Annotated in this window: 22 protein-coding genes; 17 read left to right on the top strand and 5 right to left on the bottom strand. The window is 39.6% G+C overall.

Features of this window, described 5'->3' with window-relative positions; genetic code table 11:
• The first annotated feature begins 5 nt into the window (after positions 1-5).
• From FZC88_RS15515 to FZC88_RS15505, 3 genes are all read left to right on the top strand, one after another.
• On the top strand, positions 6-533 hold the full coding sequence (locus FZC88_RS15515; RefSeq protein WP_148995572.1) for a phosphatase PAP2 family protein: 528 nt from the start codon (positions 6-8) through the stop codon (positions 531-533).
• 49 nt (positions 534-582) lie between these two features.
• Positions 583-1,728, top strand: a complete 1,146-nt coding sequence (locus FZC88_RS15510) for a glycosyltransferase family 4 protein (RefSeq protein WP_148969492.1) — start codon at positions 583-585, stop codon at positions 1,726-1,728.
• Positions 1,729-1,850: 122 nt separating this feature from the next.
• Positions 1,851-2,291, top strand: coding sequence for a YpbF family protein (locus tag FZC88_RS15505; protein ID WP_262371885.1), 441 nt, complete (start codon positions 1,851-1,853; stop codon positions 2,289-2,291).
• Between the two features lie 97 nt (positions 2,292-2,388).
• Here the strand turns inward: FZC88_RS15505 and FZC88_RS15500 are convergent, their stop codons facing one another.
• From FZC88_RS15500 to FZC88_RS15490, 3 genes are read right to left on the bottom strand one after another with little or no spacing between them, the layout of a single operon-like run.
• Positions 2,389-2,958: a manganese catalase family protein gene (locus FZC88_RS15500; protein ID WP_113967645.1), complete on the bottom strand. Its 570-nt coding sequence runs from the start codon at positions 2,956-2,958 to the stop codon at positions 2,389-2,391.
• Between the two features lie 21 nt (positions 2,959-2,979).
• A complete protein-coding gene (locus FZC88_RS15495) occupies positions 2,980-3,240 on the bottom strand; it encodes a spore coat protein CotJB (protein ID WP_113967646.1) in 261 nt (86 codons plus the stop codon).
• A gap of 6 nt (positions 3,241-3,246) precedes the next feature.
• A complete protein-coding gene (locus FZC88_RS15490; protein ID WP_044340146.1) occupies positions 3,247-3,468 on the bottom strand; it encodes a spore coat associated protein CotJA in 222 nt (73 codons plus the stop codon).
• A 151-nt stretch (positions 3,469-3,619) separates the two neighbouring features.
• On the opposite strand from FZC88_RS15490, the gene FZC88_RS15485 reads away from it, so the two are divergent.
• The 7 genes from FZC88_RS15485 to FZC88_RS15455 all read left to right on the top strand — a co-directional run bounded on the left by FZC88_RS15485 (position 3,620) and on the right by FZC88_RS15455 (position 10,164).
• Positions 3,620-4,255 (top strand): CBS domain-containing protein, encoded by a 636-nt coding sequence (locus tag FZC88_RS15485; protein ID WP_148969490.1) that lies wholly within the window; start codon positions 3,620-3,622, stop codon positions 4,253-4,255.
• A 59-nt stretch (positions 4,256-4,314) separates the two neighbouring features.
• Positions 4,315-4,698, top strand: coding sequence for a hypothetical protein (locus tag FZC88_RS15480; RefSeq protein WP_148969489.1), 384 nt, complete (start codon positions 4,315-4,317; stop codon positions 4,696-4,698).
• Positions 4,691-5,455, top strand: coding sequence for a metallophosphoesterase (locus FZC88_RS15475; RefSeq protein WP_148995570.1), 765 nt, complete (start codon positions 4,691-4,693; stop codon positions 5,453-5,455). Before FZC88_RS15480 ends, FZC88_RS15475 begins: the two co-directional genes overlap by 8 nt.
• Positions 5,456-5,552: 97 nt before the next feature.
• Positions 5,553-6,464 (top strand): MerR family transcriptional regulator, encoded by a 912-nt coding sequence (locus tag FZC88_RS15470; protein ID WP_148969487.1) that lies wholly within the window; start codon positions 5,553-5,555, stop codon positions 6,462-6,464.
• Between the two features lie 71 nt (positions 6,465-6,535).
• Positions 6,536-7,120 carry an adaptor protein MecA gene (locus FZC88_RS15465; RefSeq protein ID WP_187443270.1) on the top strand — a complete coding sequence of 195 codons (585 nt, stop codon included), beginning with the start codon at positions 6,536-6,538 and terminating at the stop codon, positions 7,118-7,120.
• Between the two features lie 560 nt (positions 7,121-7,680).
• Positions 7,681-8,958, top strand: coding sequence for a Glu/Leu/Phe/Val family dehydrogenase (locus FZC88_RS15460; protein ID WP_148995569.1), 1,278 nt, complete (start codon positions 7,681-7,683; stop codon positions 8,956-8,958).
• A 246-nt stretch (positions 8,959-9,204) separates the two neighbouring features.
• On the top strand, positions 9,205-10,164 hold the full coding sequence (locus FZC88_RS15455) for a YpdA family putative bacillithiol disulfide reductase (protein WP_397541199.1): 960 nt from the start codon (positions 9,205-9,207) through the stop codon (positions 10,162-10,164).
• A gap of 68 nt (positions 10,165-10,232) precedes the next feature.
• Here FZC88_RS15455 and FZC88_RS15450 read toward each other — a convergent pair whose 3' ends face one another.
• Positions 10,233-11,207 (bottom strand): asparaginase, encoded by a 975-nt coding sequence (locus FZC88_RS15450; RefSeq protein ID WP_148969483.1) that lies wholly within the window; start codon positions 11,205-11,207, stop codon positions 10,233-10,235.
• Positions 11,208-11,297: 90 nt separating this feature from the next.
• On the opposite strand from FZC88_RS15450, the gene prsW reads away from it, so the two are divergent.
• Positions 11,298-11,984 (top strand): glutamic-type intramembrane protease PrsW, encoded by a 687-nt coding sequence (gene prsW, locus FZC88_RS15445; protein ID WP_148969482.1) that lies wholly within the window; start codon positions 11,298-11,300, stop codon positions 11,982-11,984.
• A gap of 98 nt (positions 11,985-12,082) precedes the next feature.
• On the opposite strand, the gene FZC88_RS15440 is transcribed toward prsW, so the two are convergent.
• Positions 12,083-12,427 carry a hypothetical protein gene (locus tag FZC88_RS15440; RefSeq protein WP_148970017.1) on the bottom strand — a complete coding sequence of 115 codons (345 nt, stop codon included), beginning with the start codon at positions 12,425-12,427 and terminating at the stop codon, positions 12,083-12,085.
• A 201-nt stretch (positions 12,428-12,628) separates the two neighbouring features.
• Between FZC88_RS15440 and sleB the strand changes: the two genes are divergently transcribed.
• The 6 genes from sleB (at position 12,629) to FZC88_RS15410 (ending at position 17,264) form a co-directional block, all read left to right on the top strand.
• On the top strand, positions 12,629-13,504 hold the full coding sequence (gene sleB, locus FZC88_RS15435) for a spore cortex-lytic enzyme (RefSeq protein WP_148969481.1): 876 nt from the start codon (positions 12,629-12,631) through the stop codon (positions 13,502-13,504).
• 14 nt (positions 13,505-13,518) lie between these two features.
• Positions 13,519-14,865, top strand: a complete 1,347-nt coding sequence (gene ypeB / locus FZC88_RS15430; RefSeq protein ID WP_148995567.1) for a germination protein YpeB — start codon at positions 13,519-13,521, stop codon at positions 14,863-14,865.
• A gap of 152 nt (positions 14,866-15,017) precedes the next feature.
• Positions 15,018-15,665, top strand: coding sequence for a flagellar brake protein (locus tag FZC88_RS15425; RefSeq protein WP_148995566.1), 648 nt, complete (start codon positions 15,018-15,020; stop codon positions 15,663-15,665).
• Between the two features lie 49 nt (positions 15,666-15,714).
• Complete coding sequence (locus FZC88_RS15420) at positions 15,715-15,912, top strand: YpfB family protein (protein ID WP_262371884.1); 198 nt, start codon at positions 15,715-15,717, stop codon at positions 15,910-15,912.
• Between the two features lie 100 nt (positions 15,913-16,012).
• Positions 16,013-16,681: a (d)CMP kinase gene (gene cmk / locus FZC88_RS15415; RefSeq protein ID WP_148995565.1), complete on the top strand. Its 669-nt coding sequence runs from the start codon at positions 16,013-16,015 to the stop codon at positions 16,679-16,681.
• A 1-nt stretch (position 16,682) separates the two neighbouring features.
• A complete protein-coding gene (locus FZC88_RS15410; RefSeq protein ID WP_148969477.1) occupies positions 16,683-17,264 on the top strand; it encodes a lysophospholipid acyltransferase family protein in 582 nt (193 codons plus the stop codon).
• Positions 17,265-17,280 lie beyond the last annotated feature (16 nt).

The raw sequence follows: 17,280 nt of genomic DNA, 5'->3' as shown, positions 1-17,280 counted from the left end.
GTTTCATGGACAGAATGCTTACGCGCTTTCGAAAAGTAGATGACCTGTTGTTTTACAGAATCAATGGAAGCAAGCGGCTGTATCGTTCATTCTTCGGCTATGTCACTCATTTGGGTGGAGCGAGGATTACTGTAGCCTCCGTCCTGATCTTGTTTTTCTTGAGTCAATATTATTCACAGATGCAAAGAACGGTAATGGCTGCCATGATAACGTTATGTATCAGTCATATTATTATGTCAATCACCAAGAAATTGGTTAAACGTATCAGACCTTATCTAACATTACCCGATGCAATGATACACGGCTATGAATTTAAGGATCATTCATTTCCGTCTGGTCATTCAACCGCCATTTTTTCCATATCGATTCCTTTTATGATTCAGTATCCATACACGATACTTATCCTTTTTCCTTTAAGTTGGTTAGTGGGATACTCCCGAGTGGTGCTCGGAGTCCATTATCCTTCAGATGTATTGGCGGGAGCATTTCTTGCATTTGCTACGACTTTAATGGTCCTTTTGTTTATGGGATAAACGTATAAAATCTAAGAATTGAAAGGCAATCATAAAGGGGGAAGGGTACATGCGAGTGGCATTGTTTTCAGATACTTACTATCCTCAAGTGAACGGGGTCGCAAGAACGTTAAAGAGATTGACGAATCACTATGAGAAAAGGGGAATTGAGTACAAAGTATTTGCTCCTGATCTTCAAGAGAAAAAAGAGTCCTATCCAAATGTACATTCCTTTACAAGTTTTCCTTTTTTCTTCTATCCTGAATGCAGAACGGCTATTGCCAACCCGAAAACCATTGAAAAACAGCTGAAAGATTTTTCACCTACACTGATTCATGTAACCACACCTCTTACAATGGGATTATATGGGGTCCGGGGTGCAAAGAAAATGAATATCCCATTGGTTGCCTCTTATCATACCCATTTTGATCTGTATTTGAATTATTACAAAATGATGTGGGTGGCACCATTATTATGGAAATACATGAAATGGTTTTATTCACAGGCAGATCGAATTTTTGTCCCCTCAATTGAAACGAAGCTTCACTTAGAAAACCAAGGTTTTACCGACTTATCCATATGGAGCAGGGGAGTGGATTGTCAAACCTATTCTCCGGAAAAGCGAAGCCCTGAACTAAGGAGGAAATTTAATAAAAACAAGAAATACACTCTTCTTTATGTGGGGCGTTTAGCTCCTGAAAAGGACTTGGACACACTCGAAAAGACGATTAAATATCTTCCTCAAACATTAAAAGATCAAGTTCAATGGGTGATAGTCGGCGATGGACCGATGAGGAATGAGCTTATGGAAAAAACCAAAAACGAAAATGTACTCTTTACGGGTTATGTAACAGGAAACGAATTAGCGGAAGTGTATGCATCCTCTGACCTATTTGTCTTCCCATCTGCTTCAGAGACGTTTGGAAATGTAGTATTAGAAGCATTTGCCTCCGGATTGCCAGCGGTAGTGGCTGATAAAGGCGGTGTGACGAACATCGTAGTGCATAATCAAACAGGAAGGATGGCGAAAGCTCATCGCTACTCTTCGTTTATTCATCATATTGAAGAGATATTAAATAGAGATCTCCTAACTGAAATGAAAAAAAATGCTCTTCAAATGGCTGAAAAACAGTCCTGGGATTGCATCTTTGATCAACTCATAACGGAATTTCATGAAGTTAGTTTTCTTAATAGTCGGAATCAGATGTCAGGGTGAAGAAACCTAAACCCGCCTTCCTGATATTCGTAAAGGATCTGAAGAGGTCCTTTTTTTATTCTACTATTCTAACTTTATGGACAAGTTCATAAACTATAAAGGAAGGAAAGGAGTGAATGGGGATGAAATTTGGAGAGTGGACAGATCAAGCCACTGGACAGATGCTACATAATTTAATAGACAAAAAACAAAAATTTGATAAAGCCAAAGCGGTACACCTCTATACCTTATGGGCAACCATGTTTGCTTCCTTCTTTTTTCTCTATTATGTGACGAAATTCGTGCTTGGACCATATTCTTATTCTTTTGCAGCGATGTTTTCTGTATTTGTATCCAGCTCTTTTCATCTAATTATCACTATGCTTCTTGTCGGACTTTTCGGTGCTACAAGAATCTTATATGAAAAAAAGGAGAAAAAGGAAAAAGAATATCATGCATTAAGGTGTGAGATCATCGATCGAAGTAAAGATTTATGGAAAGAGGAAGCGTGGAAAAAAAGGCATCATGTGTACGAAAAAATGAAAAAAGAATGGGATATTAATTTATTTCATGGTAGTAAGTGAGAGTAAATGTTAGTACTAAAAAACGAGCTCATATTTATTTTATAGTAAAAGAATAGGCTCATTTCTTCTTTCGAAGAAATGAGCCAATTTTCCATGCTTAAAAGAATACCTTTTTATCTCTTTCGTCCTTAAGTATTTCAACTGCTTCACGGAAGCGTTGGGAGTGGACGATTTCACGCTCCCTTAAAAACCGCAAACCATCATTCAGATCAGGATCGTCACTCATATTAATGATCCACTGATAGGTAGCCCTTGCTTTCTCTTCAGCTGCTATATCTTCATATAAATCAGCTATCGGATCACCTTTAGCCGCTATATACGCTGTAGTAAACGGCACACCTGCAGCATTGTGATAGAAGATCGCTCCATCATGATTAACATAATGAGGGTCGAGTCCGGCGTCCTTCATCTGCTGGGGAGTTGCATCTTTAATTAATTTATAAACCATTGTCGCGATCATTTCCAAGTGAGCAAACTCCTCCGTACCAATATCCGTTAACAATCCGATGACTTTGTCAGGGATGGTATAGCGTTGGTTGAGATACCTTAAGGCAGCTGCAAGTTCTCCGTCAGCACCGCCGTATTGTTCAATCAGAAATTTTGCCAGTTTAGGATTGCATGTACTTACTCTGACCGGATATTGAAGTTTTTTCTCGTAAACCCACATTGTCATGCACCTCCCGAAATATTAAACTTGCCATGGCCATGGAGCATCCTTCCAATCCCATGGGTAATTGGAGTAGCTATATCCAAAGTTTGTCAAAGGACCAAATTCTTTTTCGAATTTCTTCTTAATTTGTTTTCGCGTTTTGATGTACATATTATATTGAGAGATTGCATCATAATCTTCAGGGTGTGTATCAAGGTAAAGGGTAAGGTCAAGAATCACGAAATCTACAGCTTGTAACTCTTCCAGCACTTCATAATAATGGGGGGGAAGCTGTTTCATGTCAGTCTATTCTCCCTTCATCTTTTCATACGGGCTATAGTAGGGATCATAAAACACTTTCCATAGAGTACCTTTTTGTAACGCTTCTTTAGGCGAATATTGCTCCAGGTTGGGAGGTTGAAACCCTAAGTAAAGATTAGGGGGCGTTGAATAGACTTTCCGGGTAATAGGCTTACACGGATCGAATGGGCTTACATATGGGTAATAAGCTTTGTAAAATTCGTGCACGATAATCCCTCCTTTAAAGAAAATCCTTCGTAACAACATATGAAAAGGTTAAATAGAACATGTTAATTAATTTAAATTCATAAATATGAAGGGAAACTTTGTGAAAATGTTGAATACTACAGATGTAGGATATTAATGATGAGGTGGTCAAATGTTTGTAAAAAGTGCCATGATACCGAAACACAAATGCTATGTGGTTGATGAAAATGACTCGATCGAAAAGACCCTTAATGTATTGGAGCACCATAAAATTGATGGGGTGCCGGTACTCTCGAATGAAGAATATAAAGGGGTGGCAACACGCTACAATATTTATCAGAGCTTCTTCCTTTCAGGAATGGATAAAGAAGCCTTTCTCAAGGAGAAAAAGGTTCGTGATATTATTGCCGATACCGACAAATATATAACTGACAAAGATGTATTTGAAAATGCATTGGTCGAATTGAAGGATTCTCCGATTCTTCCAGTCGTAGGGCCAGATAAAAAGTTCCTTGGATTGATCACCCGCTTTGATGTACTTGATCAATTCAGAAGTGCATTCGGGATGGATCAAAAGGGAGTGAGAATCGCCTTTTCTTCTGTGGAAACAGAAGGAAGGATTGCCCGTCTTGGAGATATCGTCCAGCAGTATTCGGAATCGGTCATCTCCCTGGTTACCTTTGATGAAACCGATAAATTATTAAGACGTATCGTACTAAAGGTCGAAAAGAAGGACAATATGGATAAATTTCTCAATAAGTTGGAGAAATCAGGATTCCGCATTCTTGATATTCATGAAGATGAATAATTGACTGAAACCCTGTATGAAAAGAAATCCCTCTCATAAGATTTATGGGAGGGATTTTTTTGATCAATCATACTGTTAAACTGCTTATCACGTTTCTATTAGGGTATCTATTCATTAAATGGTTTCCGGCGGGTGAACTGCTGAACAGCTCTGAGTTTATTGTGGAGCTACTCTTAAATCCCGTGCCATTCTTTGCGGCAATGATGGCCTTTATGGTCGGGTTAATCGTCCAAGGGAATTTATTGAAATTCGAACTGTTTTCTATTCTAAGATTAATGAATGGTAAACTACATAAAGAATTAGTCTTCATCCCATTTCATATAGGCATCATCTATTTGTTGAGCACTTTTGGAATGTGGCAAACAATGATTTTTTCCTTCTTATCCATCTTTTATGGTATTATTTCTATAGATTTCCACCGACAAGGAGGCCACAATGCTTGAATTTAGTATATTTTTATTAGTAGGGGGAGTCAGTCTCCTCTTTTTTATGTTATATGAAGCACGTAGAAATGTTGTGAAAATGGAGAAGGTCAAGCTTCTTGCCCTTCCTCATCATATGAGCGCGATTTCCATCTTTTTTATATCTGATATACATAAGAGGGAAGTGTCAGACGGAATTATTGATGAAGTGAAAGGGAAAGTCGATTTTGTCATCATTGGCGGGGATCTGTTGGAAAAAGGAGTGCCCTACTCAAGAGTTGAGCAAAACTTAGATAAACTATTGACACTGGGAACGGTTTATTTCGTATGGGGCAATAATGATCATGAAGTGAATACGAACAGGCTGAAGGATATATTTAAACAAAAGGGAATCATTGAAATTGTAAATGATTCAGTTAAGGTGCCTATTCAAAACGGGAAGGTTAACCTGATCGGAGTGGACGATGCGAGTACGCAGAAAGCTTCTTACTCTTCTTCCCTTAAAAAAACAACACCGTATGAATTTAATATATTAATCAGTCATGACCCGAGACTTGTAAGGCAGGTACGAAAAGAAGAGGGGATTGACCTGATGTTGAGTGGCCATACACACGGTGGACAAATTCGATTGTTTGGTTGGGGACTGTATAAAAAAGGAAGACTTGAAAAGCTCCCACAGACCACCCTATTAGTAAGTAACGGCTATGGGACAACTGCGCTCCCATTACGCTTGGGAGCTCCTGCAGAGACCCATTTACTGAAAATCGAAAAGGAATGAAATGAACATTTGTTGTTCATTACCTGTACAAATTTTACACAGTGCGGTTTCTCGATTATAATTTTAGAGAGAAGAGAATTACTTTGGGGGACTATTTATGAGCAATGACAAGAAGTTAGAAGGCAAATACAATATAAAAGCTGTGTCCACAATCTTAGGAATACAACCAGGTACATTAAGGGCATGGGAGAGAAGATATCAGATAATTGCTCCTGTACGTAATGAATCAGGTCATCGATTGTACACAGAACAACATTTAAATATATTGAAATGGCTGGTTGAAAAGGTCAATCAGGGATTTACGATCAGTCAGGCAGTTGCGTTACTTGATAAACAAGAGCTGGAAGAAAATGAGATTGCATCCTCTGAACGAAAGGACCGCACTCAGAGCATCTCGGATGATTTGTTAAAAGCACTCTTAAGCTTTGATGAAACAAAAGCCCATGAATTAATCAACCAGTCGTTTGCTGTTTACACGATAGATAAAGTGGTGATCGATATCCTGGGCAGCTTGCTGGTTAAAATCGGAGACCTGTGGGAGAACGGGAAAATTACGACGGCTCACGAGCATTTTGCAACATCGATACTGAGATCCCGTATCGGAATCATCATGCACTCTTTTCCTCACAACGGAATCTTGCCTAAAGTAGTAGCAGTTTGCGGACCGGACGAATGGCATGAGTTGGGATTGTTAATCTTTACTCTCTATGTAAGAAGAAAGGGATTTGAAGTAATCTATTTAGGCTCGAGTATTAAAGAAAATGATATCGACGTCGTTCTTGACGAAGTCGACCCTAAGTTTCTGTTCTTCTCCTGCACCTTAAGGGAAAATGTAGATAACCTGTTGTCACTCGTTACTTCATTAAAGAGTGAGCGGGATGGCCTGGAAATTGGAATTGGCGGTTTTGCAGTAGACCATCTCCCAAAAGAAAAGAAAGAGGAATTTCAGGAACACATTGTCGGACAATCCAAACCTGATTGGGAACTATGGCTGAAAAGTAAATTATAATTGGATTATGCACTGTTTTCTGCCCCTTACATAGTATGGTGATAAATCGTCACACTCTAGGGGGTACGAAGATGAAGCTTGAAAGAATTTCTGACAACAAAATAAAATTTTCCATTAGTGTGGAAGAATTAGAGCAAAAAGGCTTATTTGAACAAGACCAATGGAAAGATTCCTATATGTGGCATGATCTTTTTGAAGACATGTTAGATGAAGTTCAAGGGAAGTTCGGCATTGAAACACAGATGGAAATCACCGTTGAGATTGAGTCATTTGATGATCAGGAAATCTGCATGATCCTCACATTAGAGTCAGAAGATGACTTTTCTGATTGGGAAGACGAAAGTGGAATCATGAAGTCCATGAATGATCATGATGTGCTCGTTTACTTTGAGGATTTCGAGGATGTACTGGACCTCCTTAAACGTATCAACGAATTGAACAAAGTGAACAATCGCCTTATACAATTAAGCATTTATTATTATGAAAAAAACTACTACTTACTTATTGAAAATCTATTGGAATACGATAGCTTGGTCATGGAGGCTATTTGCGCTGAATACGGTCAACAATCAAAGATTACGAAACATATCCTGATGGAGTACGGCCGTGCTGTTTTAATAAAGGATTCCATTGATAAAATTCTGTTTTATTTCTGATTATGTTATTTGGCACCCAATCTTCCCCCCCTTTAGATATATGTTTTACTATGATTTATAGAAAATATCGACATTATTTTGCACTTTTAGGGTGATTCCTGGAAGTGTTTTTTGTTATGGTGATGGTTGTTGTGATTTTTTGTATGCCTGGCCAAGCCGCCTCCGCTTTTCGCGATGTCCAGCTCCAGGGGCTTGGGGCTCGAGGTCATAAGTCAAGAACACCACAAAGGCAAAGAGCGCCTTTCTGGTGGGGCCGCCTTATGCTTGTCGCCTCTGGGCAAAGCCCTTCCGCTTTTCGAAATGTCCAGCTCCGGCGGCTAGCCCCTCGAGGTCATAAGTCAAGACCACCAAAAAGGCAAAGTGCGCCTTTCCGCTGGTCTCGCCTTATGCTTGTCGGGCCTGCCCAAGCCGCCTCCGCTTTTCGTTTATGATAGCGTTTTCAAAAAAATCTTCTTTTTTTGATTTTCCTTCTTTGCAAGTAGAATTCAAACGTGTATACTATGTCATGAAAGCGGACGAGGTTCCGTTAAACAGTGAAGTATACTGGGAGGTTTACATAAATGGTAGCCGATAAGGGGAAAGAAAATCACCAAGCATCTGATCGACACGATGTATTGAAATCTACACAAACGGTTATTCATCTTGCTCTTGATAAATTGGGGTATTCACAAGAAGTATATGAATTATTAAAAGAACCTGTACGAATGTTAACGGTTAAAATACCAGTCCGGATGGATGATGGGAAAGTAAAGGTTTTCACGGGATACCGTGCTCAACATAATGATGCAGTTGGACCAACAAAGGGTGGGATTCGATTTCACCCGAACGTTACTGAAAAAGAAGTTAAAGCGCTTTCCATATGGATGAGCTTGAAATGTGGAATTGTAGACCTTCCATACGGTGGAGGTAAAGGGGGCATCATCTGTGATCCCCGGGATATGTCATTTAGAGAGCTCGAGCGATTAAGTCGTGGTTATGTACGCGCAATCAGCCAAATTGTCGGACCATCTAAAGATATTCCGGCTCCCGATGTTTTTACAAACTCGCAAATCATGGCGTGGATGATGGACGAATACAGCCGAATCGATGAGTATAATTCGCCAGGATTTATTACAGGGAAACCATTGGTGCTTGGGGGATCCCATGGTCGTGAAACGGCAACCGCGAAGGGCGTCACGATTTGTATTCATGAAGCAGCCAAGAAAAAAGGAATTAAGCTTAAAGGAGCGAGAGTAGTCGTTCAAGGCTTTGGTAATGCCGGAAGCTTCCTTGCAAAGTTTATGCATGATGCAGGAGCAAAGGTGATTGGGATTTCTGATGCCTACGGTGGACTTCATGACGAAGATGGGCTGGATATTGATTATTTGCTGGATCGTCGGGATAGTTTTGGAACGGTTACGAAATTATTTAATAATACGATAACAAATGAAGAACTATTAGAGCTGGACTGTGACATTCTCGTGCCTGCAGCCATCGAGAACCAAATCACGGAGAAAAATGCTCACAACATAAGAGCAAGCATTGTGGTAGAGGCAGCGAACGGACCGACAACGTTGGAAGCAACGAAAATCCTCACCGAGCGTGGAATCCTACTGGTGCCTGATGTGTTAGCATCATCGGGTGGGGTGACGGTTTCTTACTTTGAATGGGTACAAAATAATCAGGGTTATTACTGGTCTGAAGAAGAAGTGGAAGAAAAATTGGAGAAGATCTTGGTCAGCTCCTTTAATAATGTATACGAAACTTCCCAGTCCAGAAGAGTCGATATGAGACTTGCCGCCTATATGGTAGGAGTCAGAAAAATGGCCGAAGCATGCCGGTTCAGAGGTTGGATTTAATCCCAGTAAAGGATGAGATGAATGACATCTCATCCTTTTTCAATTCTAAATAATGGCGCATTACAATAATTTCAGCAGAAATTAGAAATCATACTACTGACGTGGCCATGAGCTTCGAGTGCTTCCTTTTGACCAAATCGCAAACTTATTCCATAATAATTGGGTAGTAATTATTTTAACATCTGAAATGAACGAACGTAAATTACCATTCAGATAGAGGAATTGAAGGAGTGTCTGAATTTGAAAATGGAAGAATGCATTATTGTAGGCGGGGGACCATGTGGGTTGTCAGCTGCTATTAGTCTAAAAGAAAAGGGTATCGATCCTTTAATCATTGAAAAAGGGAATATCGTGAATGCCATTTACCACTATCCCACTCATCAAACGTTTTTCTCATCAAGTGAAAAGCTGGAAATTGGTGACGTTCCTTTTGTTATTGAAGAACACAAACCAAGACGGAATCAAGCACTCGTGTATTATCGTGAAGTAGCGAAGCGGAAAGAATTAAGAATCAATCGATTCGAAACAGTTCAAAAGGTGGAGAAGCAAGATGGACGTTTTTCCGTTTCCACCTCAAAGAGAACGTATGAAAGTAAAAATATCGTCATTGCGACCGGTTACTATGATCATCCCAATTATTTAAAAATCCCAGGAGAGAAATTAGAGAAAGTCTTTCATTATTTTAAAGAAGCACATCCCTTTTTTGACACAGATGTGGTTGTGATCGGAGGGAAGAACTCAGCGGTTGATGCAGCACTTGAATTGAATAAAGCGGGATCAAGAGTCACCGTCTTATACCGGGGAAGCGAGTACTCGAAAAGTGTTAAGCCCTGGATACTTCCTAACTTTGATGCGCTTGTCAGAAATGGTGAGGTAGCGATGGAATTCAACGCGTGTGTAGAGGAGATCACAGACGACTCTGTCACCTACAAGGTAAATGGTGAGAAGAAAGAAATCAAAAATGACTTTGTGTTTGCAATGACAGGTTATCACCCTGATCATAGCTTCCTGACGAAAATGGGAATAAACATTGACAAGGATACAGGTCGGCCTGCTTTTCATCAAGAAACGATGGAAACCAATGTAGAAGGAATCTATATTGCAGGTGTCATTGCTGCGGGAAACAATGCGAATGAGATCTTTATTGAAAATGGTCGAATGCATGGCGGATTGATCGCTAAATCCATTACACAAAAAGAAAAATGACAAAGAAAGAGGCTCTGCTGTGAGCCTCTTTCTTATATTATGGTTACTTTTCAACCAATGAGACAATCTTAATTTTTGAAAATCGTTTCTAGTTCTTTAATGTCATCGGTTTGGGACAGAGCCACCATTAACTTGATTCTTGCCTTTTGTCCGTTTAGGCCATTCGAGAAGATCACTCCTTTTTCTTTCAGTTGTTTCCCTCCTCCTGAATAGCCGTATATATCCTGAACAATCCCATTAAAGCATCTTGAAACCAATACAACCGGGATATTAGCTGCTAACAGTCCATTAATTCCATCTACCGTATCAGGAGGTAGATTTCCTTGCCCTAATGCTTCAATTACAACCCCATCGTACTGTAAATCTTTTATGGCAACTAATAAGCCTGAATCCATTCCAGCATATGCTTTGATCAGGGTAACCCTCTTGGATATGTCACAAACCTGATAATGCTCATTTGATGTAGGCTGATGATGAAAAAGAACGCCTCTTTTAGTCACAATCCCGATTGGGCCATACTGTGGACTTTGAAAGGTAGATACATTGCTTGTGTGAGTTTTGGTCACGTTCTTAGCAGAGTGGATTTCGTCATTCAGTACGACTAAAACTCCTTTGTTCTTGGATTTGTCATCAGCAGCTACCCGAACGGATGAAATGAGGTTATAAAGACCGTCCGCTCCAATCTCATTACTTGATCTCATTGCCCCTGTAACGACAAGGGAGACTGGAAGAGAAAGGGTTAAATCCAGGAAGTAGGCAGTTTCTTCGAGCGTATCTGTTCCGTGGGTAATGACGACTCCGTCAAATGATTTTTCCCTATATTTCGTTTCGATTATCTCTTTTAATTGCTGCATATGTTCTGGTGTAATATGGGGGGAAGGCAAATGAAATGCTTCTAAGACCGTCAGATTTGCTAAATTCGATACGATAGACGTTTGTACCGAAAGGGGATTTTCCTTCCCGGGAGTGACTGCTCCAGTCTGTTCGTCTTCCATCATAGAGATGGTACCGCCTGTATGTATGACCAAAATATCTTTCTTCAAAGTTCATTCCTCCAACCAAATAAATTCCTGTTTCCATTCCTACATTAACATGATACGATTAAGAAAACAGAAAGAAAAGAGGACTTTTTTATGCTGGTGATTTTATCAGCGGGTATAGCACCAGGATTAGCATTGCTAAGTTACTTTTATTTGCGGGATGAATATGACGCAGAACCCATTACGCTAGTGTTCAAAACCTTTATGTATGGGGCCCTTATCACCTTTCCTATTATGTTCTTACAATATGTGTTAGAAGTTGAAGGAATCATTGATTCCAATTGGTCGACGGCATTCATTTCTTCCGGGCTTTTAGAAGAATTCTTCAAATGGTTTATTTTAATGTTTGCGATTTTCCAACATGTTGATTTTAATGAACCATACGACGGCATTATTTATGGTGCAAGTGTGTCACTTGGATTCGCTACTATTGAAAATATTTTGTATTTGGTTGCAAACGGTGTTGAACATGCATTTGGAAGAGCGATCCTGCCTGTTTCAAGTCATGCGTTGTTCGGTGTCATTATGGGATATTACTTAGGAAAAGCAAAATTTTCCTCCAGTGAAGAAAGGCATAAGTGGCTTTTCATTGCGATTTCTGTGCCCCTGTTGTTACACGGAACATATAATTACATCTTTTTAGCCGAGAAGAACTGGATCTATTATATGGTGCCGTTTATGTTTTTCTTATGGTGGCTTGGTTTGAAGAAAGTGAAAAGTGCTCATCGATTAACTGAAAAGAAATACACGGGTACTGATTTCGAAAAAGAAATTATTTAAAAGGACGCTTGCTATTTAAAGCGTCCTTTTTTGCATTTTCAGATCCGTATAAACTCCCATAAAAAAACCGCCCAATGAAAGACGGTTTAATAAAATATCTACTTATACGCAGCAGCAAGGTCGGTTTTAGGAGCCTCTTTCCGTTTCACTTCATCAATTTTATTCACGAACATTTGAAACACTTTTCTTTTTTCGTCCAATTCGCGTATGTATTCCTTCAGTTCATTGTACTTTTCTTCAAAAGGCTTATGATACATTTCCCTGATATTTTCGATGATTTCCTCATTCACTGTTGATTGAATGACTTGCTTTGTAATTCCGTACTTATAGGAATACACCTTCAGTTCCTTCTTTATCTCTTCGTAGTCAGTATTAATCTGATCCAACACCTCTGAAATATCTTCTTTCCACTCATCTAATGACTTCGCTAAATAGTCTTCCATCATGACCTCCCCCTCTTATTGCGGATTTGTTTGAAGTAATCCTCATTCTATTTTAACTCAGATTGTTTACATGGCTTTTGCTGGGACATTACAGAGTCTTATCATTGTTGCTTTCTAAATTTTATTATTCACTTGTATAAAATGGGAGCCTCTACAAAAACTAGAGTTAATGTTAATTGAAGATATGGAGGTTAAAGCATTATGAATAGTCGTTTCAAATTGATTTCTACTTCAGTCGTCATGGTGCTTATGTGTTCTCTTTTTATGATTTCGTCTGAAGGAGAGAAGGCAGACGCATTTACGAATCAAGTGATACAACATGGCGCAACAGGTGAGGATGTAATCGAGCTTCAGTCCAGACTTCAATATATCGGATATTATAACGGCGATATTGATGGAGTGTTCGGGTGGGGCACATATTGGGCACTGAGAAACTTTCAATATGAGTTCGGTCTTCCCATCGACGGCCTGGCTGGTGCCGAAACAAAAGAAAAACTAGTGAAAGCTTCAAAGTATAATAAGCAATTCGTAAAAGAACAAATAGAAAAAGGTAACAATTTCAGTCACTATGGCGGAACAGATTTAAATAAACAAAAAGGTCCTGGAGGTGGCGGGGCTAAAGGCGGAACATCCGGTGGAAAAGCAGCTCCTGAAAAGAAGCCTGCTCCAAAACCAACACCCACTCCATCCAAGCCAACGGCAGTGAACACGCCTAATGGATTTTCACAAAACGACATTCAACTTATGGCAAATGCCGTATATGGAGAAGCCCGTGGTGAGCCTTATGAGGGACAAGTTGCAGTAGCGGCCGTCATTCTCAATCGAATTGACAGCTCAGCATTCCCGAACACAGCGGCGGGGGTTATCTTTGAGCCTGGTGCCTTTACAGCCGTAGCAGATGGGCAAATATGGTTAACGCCAAATGAAAAAGCGAAAGAAGCGGTTTTAGATGCCATAAACGGCTGGGATCCTTCTTCAAGTGCTCTCTATTACTTTAACCCTGTGACAGCAACAAGCAAGTGGATTTGGTCACGTCCACAAATCAAGAAAATTGGAAAGCACATATTCTGTAGTTAAAGAGGTGAAGTACATTGCTACGTGTCATTTTAATAACGGTGCTCGTCCTTGGTGTTGCAGGTACCGCATTCTGGGGATACCAAGAGCATCAGGAAAAAAATGCGATATTAATCAATGCTGAAAATAACTATCAAAGAGCGTTCCATGAGTTAACTTACCAAGTGGATCTGGTACACGATAAAATAGGTTCGACTCTTGCCATGAATTCAAGGAAATCATTGTCTCCGGCACTTGCCGATATATGGAGATTAACTTCTCAGGCGCACAGTGATGTAGGGCAGCTTCCGTTAACGCTGCTGCCGTTTAATAAAACAGAAGAGTTCTTAAGTAATATTGGAGATTTCAGCTACCGAGTAGCAGTGAGGGATTTAGATAAGAATCCTTTAACGGATAAAGAATATAAATCACTTGAAAATTTGTATGAGCAAAGTGCAGATATTCAGAATCAGTTAAGAAAGGTTCAACATCTGGTTATGGAGAACAACCTGAGATGGATGGATGTGGAGCTTGCTTTGGCGTCAGGGAATGAACAGGTTGATAACACCATTATCGATGGTTTTAAAACCGTTGAAAAGAATGTATCCGGATATGATGAAGCAAACTTTGGTTCTACAACATTTGTGAATACTGAGAAGAAAGACCAAAATTTTCAGAAGATTAAAGGGAAAGAGATTTCAAAGGATGAGGCTGTTTCGATCTTAAGAAAATACTCCGGGATAAGTGAAAAGATTGATGCAAAAGTAACGAAGAGCGGAAAAGGCTCTGACTATAAATTTTATAGTGTTACGGTTGAAAAGGGTAAAACCCATGCAAGTATGGACATTACTCAAAAAGGTGGATATCCAATCTGGTATATCAACAATCGGGAAGTCCAGAAAGCAAAAATCAGCTTAAATAAAGCGGCAGAGAAAGCGACTGCCTTCCTGAAGGATAACGACTTTGAGAAATTAGAACTATTTGAAAGTGCACAGTATGACAACATTGGTATTTTCACTTATGTGACAGTATTGGATGGTGTAAGGATATATCCGGACTCTGTTAAAATAAAGGTAGCATTGGATAATGGACACATCGTCGGATTTGCTGCGGAAGAATATTTGAAGAATAATCATGACAGGGAAATCGGACAACCGTCCATTACACAAGCAGAAGCTAAAGAAACGACAAACCCTAATCTAAAAGTAATGGAAGAGCGTAAAGCGGTAATTGTGAATGATCTTAATGAAGAAGTGCTATGCTACGAATTCTTAGGTATGCTGGGTAAAGATACCTTTAGAATATTTATCAATGCAAACACAGGAGAAGAAGAAAAAGTAGAGAAGCTCAGAAAAGCAGAACCGATTTATGAAGAAGTCGTCTAAGCTTTTAGAGGGACGGACCTTCGATATGGAGGTCCGTCCCTTTTCTTTAGATGTAGAAAAATTCAGAATAGAGATTCAAAAAGGTATGGAAAGGTGAGGAATGTCATGCCATAATATAGATACATAAAATGGGAAAGTGGGAGTATTGTACTATGATAAAAGCAGGTACCACATTACAGTTGGAACCCATACATAATGATACATTTGAACGGTATAGGTGCCGGGTCGTTGAGATCGGGGAAGAAGGGCTCTTTATCGATTACCCTATTCATACAAAAACAGAGAAAGCCGTTTTCTTAATAGATGGTACACAACTTAAAGCAAGTTTCATCGTTAATGAACAGACGGTACTTATGTTTGAAACAGAAGTGAAGGGCCGCAAACTATCCAAAATACCGATGATCCACATTCATTATCCAGGAGAGGAAGGTTTAGAGAAGGTCCAAAGAAGACAGTTTGTGCGAGTAGAAGCGAACACAGATATCTCAATAAAAATAAATGAGGATTATTTTCCTACGGTTACTGAGGATATCAGTGCAGGAGGATGCGCGGTATTGGTGAGGAAAGGAATGGACCTGAAAAGTGGTTCTAACATATCAACCACCATCGTTTTGCCTATGCAAACGGGTGAGAACCAGTATGTAGAAATAGAAGGTAAAGTTATCCGCGTCTGGGAAAAAGGTCACAAAAAAGTTGCAAGCGTTGAATTTGTACATTTAACTGAAAATCAACGTCAGCTTATTTTAAGATATTGTTTTGAAAGACAGTTGAATTTAAGAAAAAAAGGGTTACTTGAATAAAATCCCATAATTTACACATACTTTTTCTATAATAATGAATAGGAAAAGGGTGAATACAATTAAATCCGTTGAGCGAATATTAATCAAATTAGTCATTATACATTTCATTTTATTAATAGCGGTCCAATTTGTCATCCATGAATTAAATATCCTTCCGGAGCTCAATAAGATCGTTTTTTATGAAGGCGTCGAAAAAATGGAGTACAGCGAAATAGTCGAAACCTTATCCGGTAAAGCAGGTAATTGATTGCCTGCTCTTTTTTTTGAATAAAGATTCTTTCAACGTGGTGTGAGATTTATGTTAAAATAGGTAAGAAAATTATTAGGAAATTAAGTAGGTGGATTAGTTGAAGAAATTAAGAATTGCGATCGATGGTCCTGCAGCTGCAGGGAAAAGTACTGTGGCGAAAATTGTAGCAGGGAAATTATCTTATCTTTATATTGATACTGGGGCGATGTACCGCTCATTAACATATAAAGCTTTGAAACAGAATATAGACTTGCATGATGAAAATGAGCTGAAGGAATTATTAGCTCAAACAAAAATCACGCTAGAACCGACTGAAGATGGACAAATTGTATATGTAGACGGGGAAAATGTGACAGATGAAATTCGTCAAGCCACAGTTACCAATTCAGTATCTCATGTGGCCGTTCATTCTGAAGTTAGAGAAGAGATGGTGAACAGGCAGCAGCAGTTGGCTAAACAAGGTGCTGTTGTAATGGACGGAAGAGATATCGGGACCCATGTTATTCCTGACGCTGAAATAAAAGTATTTCTACTGGCAAGCGTAGATGAAAGAGCCCAAAGAAGACATGAGGAAAACATTTCGAAAGGGTTCCCTTCTGATCTGGAACAATTAAAAGTTGAAATTGCCCGCCGTGATAAGATCGATTCAGAAAGAGAAGTAGCTCCACTTAAGAAAGCGGACGACGCAACTGAAATAGATACAACTTCACTATCCATCCCTGAAGTCGTGGATCAAATTATGCTGTTAGTAGAAAGGAAAGGTTAATGTGAACTTATATTCCTTTGCTAAAGGTCTCGTAAAATCGATTCTTTCCCCTCTCTATCGCATTGAGGTCAAAGGTTTGGAGCATTTCCCTGAAGAGGGGGGAGTCTTATTATGCACCAACCATATTGATAACCTGGACCCCCCGGTGGTGGGGATTTCAGCTCCCAGACCTGTTTCTTTCATGGCTAAAGAAGAGCTTTTCAGTGTCCCGGTATTAGGTAAGCTATTACCGGATTTACGGGCATTCCCGGTGAAAAGGGGAATGAGCGACCGGGAAGCACTAAGGAAAGGTTTGCAGGTCCTTAAACAAGGAGATGTTTTAGGACTGTTCCCAGAGGGTACTAGAAGTAAGACAGGTAAAATAGGTAAGGGATTGGCAGGAGCGGGTTTCTTTGCTCTTCGTTCCGAGGCTTACGTTGTACCATGTGCAATCATTGGACCCTATAAGCCTTTCAGGAAATTAAAGGTCGTATTCGGACCGCCTATTGCTATGGAGGGCATTCGAGAACAAAAACTGAATGCAGAGAAAACAACTGAAATTATTATGCAGCACATCGAAAAACTAATACATGAGCATGAATAATATGAGCTTTCTCGCT

Source organism: Rossellomorea aquimaris, from assembly GCF_008180865.1.
In the GTDB taxonomy this organism is placed as follows: domain Bacteria; phylum Bacillota; class Bacilli; order Bacillales; family Bacillaceae_B; genus Rossellomorea; species Rossellomorea yichunensis.
The sequence above is the reverse complement of the archived record's forward strand: the minus strand, read 5'-3'. Positions and strand labels throughout refer to the sequence as shown.